At 64.8% G+C, this 10,549-nt stretch carries 10 protein-coding genes; 9 read left to right on the forward strand and 1 reads right to left on the reverse strand.

What is annotated here, in order from left to right; translation table 11 throughout:
- Positions 1-136 precede the first annotated feature (136 nt).
- The 6 genes from P9272_RS31005 (at position 137) to P9272_RS31030 (ending at position 6,258) form a co-directional block, all read left to right on the forward strand.
- Complete coding sequence (locus tag P9272_RS31005) at positions 137-2,431, forward strand: bifunctional salicylyl-CoA 5-hydroxylase/oxidoreductase (RefSeq protein ID WP_278163759.1); 2,295 nt, start codon at positions 137-139, stop codon at positions 2,429-2,431.
- Positions 2,428-3,201: an SDR family NAD(P)-dependent oxidoreductase gene (locus tag P9272_RS31010; protein WP_128256967.1), complete on the forward strand. Its 774-nt coding sequence runs from the start codon at positions 2,428-2,430 to the stop codon at positions 3,199-3,201. The genes P9272_RS31005 and P9272_RS31010 overlap by 4 nt, the downstream gene beginning before the upstream one ends.
- Entirely contained in the window at positions 3,195-3,659 is a 465-nt protein-coding gene (locus tag P9272_RS31015) for a MarR family transcriptional regulator (protein WP_128256968.1), read from the forward strand. The genes P9272_RS31010 and P9272_RS31015 overlap by 7 nt, the downstream gene beginning before the upstream one ends.
- Positions 3,656-4,468: an enoyl-CoA hydratase family protein gene (locus P9272_RS31020; protein ID WP_278163762.1), complete on the forward strand. Its 813-nt coding sequence runs from the start codon at positions 3,656-3,658 to the stop codon at positions 4,466-4,468. Before P9272_RS31015 ends, P9272_RS31020 begins: the two co-directional genes overlap by 4 nt.
- A 210-nt stretch (positions 4,469-4,678) precedes the next feature.
- Complete coding sequence (locus P9272_RS31025; protein WP_278163764.1) at positions 4,679-5,827, forward strand: acyl-CoA dehydrogenase family protein; 1,149 nt, start codon at positions 4,679-4,681, stop codon at positions 5,825-5,827.
- 35 nt (positions 5,828-5,862) lie between these two features.
- The gene (locus P9272_RS31030) at positions 5,863-6,258 is read left to right on the forward strand and encodes a RidA family protein (RefSeq protein WP_128256971.1); all 396 of its coding nucleotides are present in this window, start codon (positions 5,863-5,865) and stop codon (positions 6,256-6,258) included.
- Here the strand turns inward: P9272_RS31030 and P9272_RS31035 are convergent, their stop codons facing one another.
- Positions 6,259-7,350: an LLM class flavin-dependent oxidoreductase gene (locus P9272_RS31035; RefSeq protein ID WP_278163767.1), complete on the reverse strand. Its 1,092-nt coding sequence runs from the start codon at positions 7,348-7,350 to the stop codon at positions 6,259-6,261.
- Between the two features lie 121 nt (positions 7,351-7,471).
- Between P9272_RS31035 and P9272_RS31040 the strand changes: the two genes are divergently transcribed.
- The 3 genes from P9272_RS31040 (at position 7,472) to P9272_RS31050 (ending at position 10,521) form a co-directional block, all read left to right on the forward strand.
- On the forward strand, positions 7,472-8,233 hold the full coding sequence (locus P9272_RS31040; RefSeq protein WP_278163769.1) for an HpcH/HpaI aldolase/citrate lyase family protein: 762 nt from the start codon (positions 7,472-7,474) through the stop codon (positions 8,231-8,233).
- Between the two features lie 185 nt (positions 8,234-8,418).
- Entirely contained in the window at positions 8,419-9,609 is a 1,191-nt protein-coding gene (locus P9272_RS31045; protein WP_278163775.1) for a pyridoxal phosphate-dependent aminotransferase, read from the forward strand.
- 90 nt (positions 9,610-9,699) lie between these two features.
- On the forward strand, positions 9,700-10,521 hold the full coding sequence (locus tag P9272_RS31050) for an ABC transporter substrate-binding protein (RefSeq protein ID WP_278163770.1): 822 nt from the start codon (positions 9,700-9,702) through the stop codon (positions 10,519-10,521).
- The last annotated feature ends 28 nt before the right edge of the window (positions 10,522-10,549 follow it).

Genomic DNA, 10,549 nt, shown 5'->3' on the forward strand with positions numbered 1-10,549 from the left:
CACGAGCGCGTGATACTGACATCCGGAACCGCCAGCCCAGCCGGCGGCTCCCGACATCTTATAGAGTTCACGCAATTCCGGACGGAAAACCGCTAACGCACTTTTCCTGGAATTGCTCTAGAGGAGATCGCAAGACATGAAGGTTGCGGTTCTCGGCGGCGGACCGGCCGGACTCTACTTTGCCATCTCGCTCAAGCTGCGCGATGCCGCGCATGAGGTGACGGTCTATGAGCGCAACCGCCCGGACGATACGTTCGGCTGGGGCGTGGTGCTCTCGGCGGAGACGCTCGATAACCTGACCAGGAACGACCCGGTCAGCGCCGTCTGGATCAGGAAGCACTTTGCCTATTGGGACGACATCGCGGTCATCCATGACGGCGTGCGCACCGTCTCCTCTGGCCACGGCTTCTGCGGCATCGGCCGCAAGCGGCTGCTGATCCTCCTGCAGCGCCGCGCTCGCGAGCTCGGCATCAAGCTGCAGTTCGAGACCGAGATTTCCGATCCGCGACCCTTCATGGAAACGCATGACCTGGTGGTTGCTTCGGATGGGCTGAACTCCAAATCCCGCGCCACTTTCGCCGACGTGTTCAAGCCTGACATCGACACCCGCAAATGCAAGTTCGTCTGGCTCGGCACGACGCAGAAATTCGACGACGCCTTCACCTTCATCTTCGAGAAGACGGAACATGGCTGGGTGTGGGCGCATGCCTACCAGTTCGACAGCGAGACGGCGACCTTCATCGTCGAATGCAGCGAGCAGACCTGGAACGCCTTCGGCTTCGGCCAGATGACGCAGCAGGAATCGATCGCGGCCTGCGAGCGCATTTTTGCAAAGCATCTCGGCGGCCACCCGCTGATGACCAACGCCAACCACATCAGGGGTTCGGCCTGGATCAACTTCCCCCGCGTGCTGTGCGAACGCTGGTCTTACAAGAACCTGGCACTGATGGGCGACGCTGCGGCATCGGCGCATTTCTCGATCGGCTCAGGCACCAAGCTGGCGCTGGAGAGCGCCGTCGCGCTGGCCGACTATGTCGAGTCGGAGCCGGACCTCGAGGCGGCCTTCCGCAAATACGAAGACGCGCGGCGTACCGAGGTGCTAAAACTGCAATCGGCGGCGCGCAACTCTCTCGAATGGTTCGAGGAAGTCGAACGATATCTCGGACTTGATCCAGTTCAGTTCAACTATTCGCTGCTCACCCGTTCGCAGCGCATCAGCCACGAGAACCTGCGCCTGCGCGATGCCGAATGGCTGGCGGGGGCCGAGGAATGGTTCCAGCGCAAGGCCGGCGCCGGCGGCAACATGCTGCGCCGCGCGCCGATGTTCGCGCCGTTCAAGCTGCGCGACATGACGCTCACCAACCGCATCGTCGTCTCGCCGATGGCGCAGTACAAGGCCGTCGAAGGCTGCCCGACCGACTGGCATTTTGCTCACTATGCCGAGCGCGCCAAAGGTGGCGCCGGGCTGCTCTATATCGAGATGACCTGCGTCAGCCCGGAAGGGCGCATCACGCCCGGATGCCCGGGCTTCTACAAGCCGGAGCATGAGGTCGCGTGGAAACGGCTGGTCGATTTCGTCCATGCCGAGACGGAAGCAAAAATCTGCGCCCAGATCGGCCACTCCGGTGCCAAGGGCTCGACCCGCGTCGGCTGGGAAGGAACCGACGTGCCGTTGGCTTCCGGCAACTGGCCGGTGATGGCGCCTTCGGCCGTGGCGTGGTCGCCGCAGAACCAGGTGCCGAAGGCGATGGACCGCGCCGACATGGACATGGTTCGCGACCAATTCGTCGCCTCGGCTCAGATGGCCGGGCGTTGCGGCTTCGACATGCTGGAGATCCATGCCGCGCATGGCTATCTGCTGTCGGCCTTCATCACACCGCTGACCAATCGCCGCACCGACGAGTATGGCGGCTCGCTGGAAAACCGCATGCGCTATCCGCTGGAGATCTTCCACGCGGTGCGCGCGGTGTGGCCGGCGGAAAAGCCGATCTCGATGCGCATCTCGGCCAATGACTGGGTCGGCATCGAAGGCGTGACGCCAGCGGACGCTGTCGAGATCGCCAAGCTGCTGCGCGAAGCGGGCGTCGATCTCTGCGACGTCTCGGCCGGACAGACCTCGATCGCGGCCAGGCCGGTCTATGGCCGCATGTTCCAGACACCGTTTTCCGACCGCATCCGCAACGAGGTCGGCATGGCGACGATGGCGGTCGGCAACATCTACGAGCCGGACCATGCCAACTCGATCCTCATGGCCGGCCGAGCCGATCTCGTGGCGTTGGCGCGCCCGCATCTTGCCGACCCCTACTGGACGCTCCACGCGGCAGTGACGCTCGGCGACCGCGGCGTCAAATGGCCCGATCCCTATCTGCCGGGACGCGACCAGATCTACCGGCTGGCCGAGCGCGAAGCAGCGGCGGGGCTGAAAGTATGAGCGCCGCGCAGGCAGTTGCCGGTAAGCATGCGCTGGTTACCGGCGGCGGCTCCGGCGTCGGCAAAGCCATTGCGCTGGCGCTGGCGGAAGCCGGCGTTGCCGTCACCGTCTGCGGGCGGCGCGAGGCGGAGCTTGCCAAGGTGGCGCGCGCAAGCGACCGCATCCTCGGCATTGCCGCCGACGTCGCCGACGAGGCGTCGATGGCGGCCCTTTATCAACAAGCCGAGGCGGCGCGCGGACCATTCGACATCGTCGTCGCCAATGCCGGCATGGCGGGCAGCGCGCCGGCGCACAAGACGTCTTTGGCCGACTGGCAACGCACGCTGGACGTCAACCTCACCGGAGCCTTCCTGACGGTCAAGCCGGCGCTGGCCGGCATGCTCGGGCGGAAGACAGGTCGCATCGTTTTCGTTGCCTCCACTGCCGGTCTGAAAGGCTACGCCTATGTCGCGCCCTATGTCGCGGCCAAGCATGGCGTCGTCGGGCTAATGCGCGCCTTGGCCACTGAGACCGCCAAGTCGGGTGTGACGGTGAACGCCGTCTGCCCCGGCTTTGTCGAGACCGACATGCTGGAGCAGTCCGTCCAACGCATCGTCGAAAAGACCGGACGTTCGGCAACGGAAGCAAGGCAGAGCCTGTCGGCTGTCAACCCGCAGGGACGTTTCATCCAACCGGACGAGGTCGCAGACGCGGTGCTGTGGCTGTGCAGCGATGCGGCTCGATCGATCACCGGACAGGCAATCTCCATCTCCGGAGGCGAGACATGGTAGCAGGACCGACCTCCACCGGGCCGGGCAAGGAGAGGCTGAGGCTGTGGATCAGGCTGCTGCGCGCCTCTCGCACCATCGAGGCCGAGTTGCGCGAAAGGCTGAAGAAGGAGTTCGACACCACACTCCCGCGCTTCGACGTGATGGCGGCCCTCTACCGCTCGCCGGAAGGGATGCTGATGAGCGACCTGTCGCGCTTCCTTTTGGTGTCCAACGGCAACGTCACCGGCATCGTCGACCGCCTGGTTTCCGAAGGGCTGGTGACGCGCGCGCGCCGCAACGGCGACCGCCGCACCTCGATGGTGCGGCTGACCGAGGAAGGCACCAAAGCTTTCGCGAGGATCGCGGCCGTGCATGAGGGCTGGGTCGGCGAGTTGCTCGGCGGTGTCAGCGAGGAAGAAGCGAAGCGGCTCACCGGCATGCTGAAATCGTTCCGCAGCAATTGGGAGGGACGCGAATGAGCGCGATGGCCAGGCTCAAGCCGAAGCATTTTCTCTGGGAAGTCCAAGGCAAAGTCGCAAAGATCCGGCTCGACCGACCCGAGCGCAAGAACCCCCTGACTTTCGACAGCTATGCCGAGCTGCGCGACACGTTTCGCGGCCTCGTCTATGCCGAGGATGTCGATGCGGTCGTGTTCCTGCCCAATGGCGGCAATTTCTGCTCGGGCGGCGATGTCCATGACATCATCGGACCGCTGGTCAAGATGGACATGAAGCAGTTGCTGGCCTTCACGCGCATGACCGGCGACTTCGTCAAGGCGATGCTGAACTGCGGGAAGCCGATCATATCGGCCGTCGACGGCGTGGCGGTCGGCGCCGGCGCGATCATCGCCATGAGCTCCGACATCCGCATCGCCACGCCGGAAGCGAAAACCGCGTTCCTGTTCACCCGCGTCGGTCTCGCCGGCTGCGACATGGGCGCCTGCGCGATCCTGCCGCGCATCATCGGCCAGGGCCGGGCCGCCGAACTGCTCTACACCGGCCGCACCATGAGCGCGGCCGAAGGCGAGCGCTGGGGTTTCTACAACCGCCTGGTCGAGCCGGCCGCGCTCGAGGCCGATGCGCTCGACATGGCGGCGCGCATTGTCTCCGGTCCGACCTTCGCGCATGGCATCACCAAGACGCAGCTCAACCAGGAATGGTCGATGGGCCTCGACCAGGCGATCGAGGCGGAAGCGCAAGCGCAGGCGATCTGCATGCAGACCGGCGATTTCGAGCGGGCTTACAAGGCGTTCGCGGCGAAAGAAAAGCCGGTGTTCGAGGGAAATTAATGATGGACGGTTTTCGCCCAAGCACCCCCCTCTGGACTGCCGGCCATCTCCCCCGCAAGGGGGGAGATCAGATGTCACGAACGCTTTCGCCAATTATCAACGTGGCGGGAAGTGCACCGCCGATGGAACGGCTAATCTCCCCCCTTGCGGGGGAGATGTCCGGCAGGACAGAGGGGGGTGTGAAGGAACGCGGCGCAGGAGGCTTTCGCTATGCCTGACCGCTCCTTCCTCAACTGGCCCTTCTTCGAGGACCGCCATCGCGAACTCGCCGAACAACTCGACTCCTGGTGCGCGAAAAACCTCCCTGTCGATCACCACGACGTCGATGCCGCCTGCCGCGACCTCGTGGCGAAACTCGGCCGCGACGGTTGGCTGAAGCCGACGGCGCTCGACCCGGCCAATCCCGCGCCGCTCGACGTGCGCACGCTCTGCATCACACGCGAGACGCTGGCGCGGCATGACGGTCTCGCCGACTTCGCCTTCGCCATGCAAGGCCTAGGCACCGGCGCGATCTCGCTGTTCGGCACGCCGGACCAGCAGCGCTGGCTTGCGAAGACGCGGGCCGGCGAGGCGATCTCGGCCTTCGCGCTGTCGGAGCCACGTTCAGGGTCGGACGTCGCCAACATGGAGATGACAGCGGTCCGCGACGGCGACGACTACGTACTTTCCGGCGAAAAAACCTGGATTTCCAATGGGGGCATCGCCGACCTCTATGTCGTGTTCGCCCGCACCGGCGAGGCGCCGGGCGCCAAGGGGATTTCCGCCTTCATCGTACCCGGTGACACGAAGGGTCTCGGCATCGCCGAACGGCTCGAGGTCATTGCCCCTCACCCGCTGGCGCGGCTCTCCTTCGACTATGTCCGCATCCCGGCTTCCGCCCTGATCGGCAAGCCCGGCGACGGTTTCCGCATCGCCATGTCGGTGCTCGACGTCTTCCGCTCGACGGTGGGCGCCGCCGCGCTCGGCTTCGCACGGCGCGCGCTGGACGAGAGCGTCAAGCGCGCTGCGGAACGCAAACTCTTCGGCGCGCCGATGGCGGAGTTGCAGATGGTGCAGGGCCATATCGCCGACATGGCGCTGGATGTCGACGCCGCCTCGCTGCTCATCTATCGCGCCGCCTGGACCAAGGACATGGGGGCCGCCCGCGTCACCCGCGAAGCGGCGATGGCGAAGCTCTTCGCCACCGACAAGGCGCAGGAGGTGATCGATAGGGCCGTGCAACTTCATGGCGGCGACGGCGTGCGCAAGGGTCACATCGTCGAGAGCCTTTACCGCGAGATCCGGGCGCTGCGCATCTATGAGGGCGCCTCCGACGTGCAGAAGGTGGTGATCGCCAGACAAGTCATGGGCGCGGCGTGAAACCTTTGCCAACCGCATCTGAAATGGGGGGAGACATGCACACCATCCTGCAGCCTGAGGGCTGGGCCAAACCGGTCGGCTATGCCAATGGCGTGGCCGCGCGTGGCCGGCTTGTCTTTATCGGCGGTCAGGTCGGCTGGAACGCCGAGTGCAAATTCGAGACCGACGACTTCGTCGGGCAGGTGCGCCAGACGCTCGCCAACGTCGTTGCCGTGCTGGCCGAAGCCGGCGGCGAGCCGCGGCACATCACCTCGATGACCTGGTATTTTACCGACAAGGCCGAATATGTCGGCAACCTCAAAGGCATCGGCGAGGCCTATCGCGCCGTTATCGGCCGGCACTTTCCGGCGATGGCAGCGATGCAAGTGGTGGCTCTGGTCGAGGACCGCGCCAAGGTCGAGATTCAGGCGACCGCGGTGATCCCGGAATAATCAGCCGCGCAGCCCCGCCTGCCTGAGCAGCGGCAGAACGTGGTCGCAGAAATAGGGCAGTTCCTGCGTATAGTTGACGAAGGACAAAGCGATGCCCTGGTAGCCATGGCCGGCTATTTCGGCCATGTCGGCGGCGATCGTTTCTGGGGTGCCGATCAGCGGATAAGTGCCGGCGCCGCCGGCGAAGCGCTGGCGGTAGCGGTCATAGGCATGCGGGTCGTGCGACTGCGAGAATTCCTTCTTGCCGGCCATGTGGGCATCGACCGCTTCGTGGTCGGCCATCGTGACGGCATAGCGCGTGTAATAAGCCTGCGCCTCTTCCATTGTCGGGCGGCAGACCACATGCGCAACCGTATAGACGCCGACGCTGCGGCCGACTTTGTCGGCACGTTCGCTGATGTCGGCGACATGCTTGCCGGCGTCGCTCATCTCGGAGAAGGTCGTGAACAGATAATCGCATCGGGCGGCTGCGAAATCGCGGCCCGGGCCGCCGAAAGCGGCGTTCATGGTCACCGGGCGCGGAACCTGCAGGCTGACCGGCCGGCTCACCGCCTCCTTCAGGCGATAGTAGGCGCCCTCGTAATCGAGCGGCTCGCCCGAAGCATACAGCCGCCCCAGGATCTCGATCCATTCGGCCGCCTGATCGTACCCCTTCTCGACCAGCGGCGTGCCGAACATGCCGAATTCCTTGGGGTTCCAGCCGCAGACGATGTTGAGTCCCGCGCGGCCCTGGCTGATATGGTCGACCGTCGCCAGCGCCTTGGCGGCGTAGAGCGGGTGCACGAGCGGCACATGCACCGTCATGAACAGGCCGATCTGCTCGGTCGACGCAGCAAGGGCTGCCGCCCAGGTGAAGGTCTCGTACGAGAATTCGCGCACCTTGTTGCGGCCGCCGAAGCCGCGCCAGCGGGCGATAGGCAGCATGAATTCCAGCCCGGCGCGGTCGGCGATCTGGGCCGCCGTCAGATTGTCCTGCCAGCTTGACGTCCAGCGCTCCGGCACATCGGTGATGGCGAGGCCTCCATCCGCGTTGGTCGAGAACACGCCGAGCTTCAGTCTGTTCGGGCCATGCAGGGGATGCGCTTTGATCATCTTGGAACTCTTGGGCGGCACGCCACACGCTAGGCCCGCGTGAAAATATTTCAAGCCTGAAATAGCTTCGCCTCGTCGTCGTTTGCGGATATGGATTGGGCAACACGAAAAGGGGATCGGCATGAGCGAGTTCCGCCAGAAGTGCATCGGCAAGACGAACCTCATCGGGTCCTTTGCCGCCATTCCTCATCCGGTCGCTGTCGAGGTGATGGCGTCGTCCGGGCTCGATTTCCTGTGCATAGACTGGGAGCATGCGCAGATCTCGCGCGGCATGATCGAAGCCATGGTGCGGGCGGCCGACGTGCATCGCGTGCCGGCGATGGTGCGCGTTCCCGGCCATGCGCCGGAAGCCATCCAGGCGGCTTTGGACAGCGGCGCGCAAGGCGTGCTCGTGCCGCGTGTCTCGACCGCAGAGCAGGCGGCGATGGCCGTCAAGGTCTCGCGCTATCCGCCGCTCGGCGAGCGCGGCGTCGGTCCCGGACGGGCCGCCGGCTACGGCTATCGCATTCCCGAATATCTGGCCGCCGCCAATGACCGGATCGTCGTCGCGGTCCAGGTCGAGACGGCGGAAGGTCTCGCCAACATCGAAGCAATCGCCACCGTCGAAGGCGTCGACCTGATCTTCGTCGGCCCGGGCGATCTCTCGGTATCGATCGACGCGATCGGACCTGCCGGCACGGACAAGCTCAATGCGGCGATCAAGAGCATCATCGGTGTAGCACTCGCACATGGCAGGACCGCCGGCATATTCTGCGCCAGCCCGCAGAATGTCGCCCGATGGAGAGCCTTCGGCGCGAGCTTCTTCGTGCTGGCCAGCGACACGATGTTTCTTGGCGCAGGCGCGGCGGCCAATTCCGCCGCCGCACGCGATGAGTTGGCGTAAAATGGACGCGACCCGGAGCGTATCGGCGGCGCCACAGGAGTCCCAAACTTTTTAAGCTTAAAACTTTCACCTTGAAATATGCGACGCTTTGGATAGCATCCCTGATGGCGGCGGCCGTGGCAGAGGGGCTCTCCGGTCAGTCCACCGTCTTGCTCCGGGTGGGAGGGGTTCAGTCCTTGTCGTTTGTGTTGCCCCAGACATCGTCCAGCGCGCGCTATGCCTTCGATGGCATGCGCGCCCAGATACGCGACCTGCACACGGAAAACATCGCCAACCTCGCGGTCCGCGCGCGGGAGCTCGGCAACGTCATCGCGCTCTGGTACGGCGAGGGCGACGTCGTGACGCCAGCCTTCATCCGCGACGCGGCAAAGGCGGCCTTCGACGAAGGCCTGACCTTTTACGTTCCCAACATGCGCGGGCATGGCCCGCTCAATGAAGCGCTGTCGGAATACCAGACGCGCATCCATGGCCGCCCTATCCTGATCGCACGCACCACGGTAACGCCGGGCGGCATGCAGGCGCTGTATCTTGCCCTGGAGCTGTTGGTCGATACCGGCACCAATGTCGTCTATGTCGCGCCGCAATGGCCCAACATCCACAACGCCATCCACCTGATCGGCGGCGAGCCGCGGCCGTTCCCGCTCGACCTCAAGGATGACTGGCGGCTCGATCTCGACCGGCTGTTCGCCACCTGCGACGCGCGCACCCGCGCGATCTTCCTCTCGACGCCGTCGAACCCGACCGGCTGGACCGCGTCGCGCGAGGAGATGCAGGCGCTGCTGGACTTCAGCCGGCGCACCGGCATCTGGATCATTTCCGACGAGGTCTATGGCCGGCTCTATTTCGATGGCGACGTCGCGCCCTCGATCCTGCAGATCGCCGAGGACGGCGACCGGGTCCTGTCGGTCAACAGTTTTTCGAAAGCCTGGGCGATGACCGGCTGGCGCGTAGGCTGGCTGACGCATCCGTCGGGCGTGGCCGACCAGCTCGGCGCCATGACGCAATATATCAACAGCGGCACCGCCGCGCCGATCCAGGCCGGCGCCGTGGCTGCGATCCGCCAAGGCGAGCCGCTGGTCGAGGACATCAGGCGGCGGATCAGGACCGGGCTCGACCTCGCCTATGACCGGCTGGCGCAGATCCCCGGCGTCATCCTGCCGACCAAACCGCGCGGCGGCATGTACGCCTTCTTCGCCATGGAAGGCGAAAGCGATGCGCGGCAGGTCTGCGCGAAGATCCTGGAGACCGCGCGCGTCGGGCTGGCGCCCGGTCACCTGTTTGGAAATTCGGCGGCAGCATTCCTGCGCATATGTGTGTGCCGCGACAGCGGTCAGATAGAAACGGCGCTCGAGCGCATGGTCGCCGCCATGAATTGACGTCCCGCTGGGAGGCGGGACGGCAAGAAGCCGTGCGGGGCAAGCCCCGCCCGATCGACAACCAGAGGGAAGACCCAGAGGGAAAACCAAATGAGCTTTACGCGTCGCAATCTGCTTGTTCTGGCCGCCGCCATCGGCATCGCAGCCGGTCCCGCCACGGCCTATGCCGCCGATGTGCTCAATGTCGGCGCCTACCCGACCAATCCGCCTTTCGAATACAAGAACGAGAGCGGCACTTTCGAGGGTTTCGAGGTCGACATCGTCAACGAAGCGGCCAAGCGCATCGGCATGACCACCGATATCGCCGATCTCGGCTTCCAGGCGCTGTTCGCGGCTGTCAGTTCCAACCGCATCGATGTCGCGATCTCGTCGATCACCATCACCCCGGAGCGGTTGAAGACGCTCTCCTTCACCCAGCCCTATTATGATTCCGACATGGGCATCGCCACCAAGACAGACAGTGCGATCAGCAAGGAAGCCGATCTCAAGGGCAAGGTCGTCGGCGTGCTCTCCGGCTCGACCGGAGAGACCTGGGTCAAGAACCATCAGGCCGCCGACGGCTTCAGCGACGTGAAGGGCTACGACACGCAGCAGAACCTGTTGCTCGATCTCAGCGCCGGTCGGGTCGATGCCGCAGTCAGCGATATCCCCGGCATGCAGTACTCGTTCAAGAAGATGAAGGACCTCGTCGTCAAGGAACGCATCAAGACCGGCGAGCAGTACGGCTTGATGATGAGCAAGGACCATCCGCTGCTCGGCAAGCTCAACGACGCGCTGACGGCGATGAAGAAGGACGGGACGCTGGCCGCCATCCACAAGAAGTGGTTCGGCACCGACGCGCCGGCGGATTCCTCGACGGTCAAGGCTCTACGCGCCGAAGCCGCTGCGCTGGCTCGCCATCGGCTACACTGACATCTTCCGCGCCCTGCCGGTTCTGGTG

This window comes from Mesorhizobium sp. WSM4976, from assembly GCF_029625685.1.
GTDB lineage: Bacteria > Pseudomonadota > Alphaproteobacteria > Rhizobiales > Rhizobiaceae > Mesorhizobium.

Coding starts and splice junctions, on each gene's coding strand:
- P9272_RS31035 (WP_278163767.1), bottom strand. CDS start 7,350: ATGATCAAAGCGCATCCCCTGCATGGCCCGAACAGACTGAAGCTCGGC.
- P9272_RS31025 (WP_278163764.1), top strand. CDS start 4,679: ATGCCTGACCGCTCCTTCCTCAACTGGCCCTTCTTCGAGGACCGCCAT.
- P9272_RS31020 (WP_278163762.1), top strand. CDS start 3,656: ATGAGCGCGATGGCCAGGCTCAAGCCGAAGCATTTTCTCTGGGAAGTC.
- P9272_RS31010 (WP_128256967.1), top strand. CDS start 2,428: ATGAGCGCCGCGCAGGCAGTTGCCGGTAAGCATGCGCTGGTTACCGGC.
- P9272_RS31030 (WP_128256971.1), top strand. CDS start 5,863: ATGCACACCATCCTGCAGCCTGAGGGCTGGGCCAAACCGGTCGGCTAT.
- P9272_RS31040 (WP_278163769.1), top strand. CDS start 7,472: ATGAGCGAGTTCCGCCAGAAGTGCATCGGCAAGACGAACCTCATCGGG.
- P9272_RS31005 (WP_278163759.1), top strand. CDS start 137: ATGAAGGTTGCGGTTCTCGGCGGCGGACCGGCCGGACTCTACTTTGCC.
- P9272_RS31050 (WP_278163770.1), top strand. CDS start 9,700: ATGAGCTTTACGCGTCGCAATCTGCTTGTTCTGGCCGCCGCCATCGGC.
- P9272_RS31015 (WP_128256968.1), top strand. CDS start 3,195: ATGGTAGCAGGACCGACCTCCACCGGGCCGGGCAAGGAGAGGCTGAGG.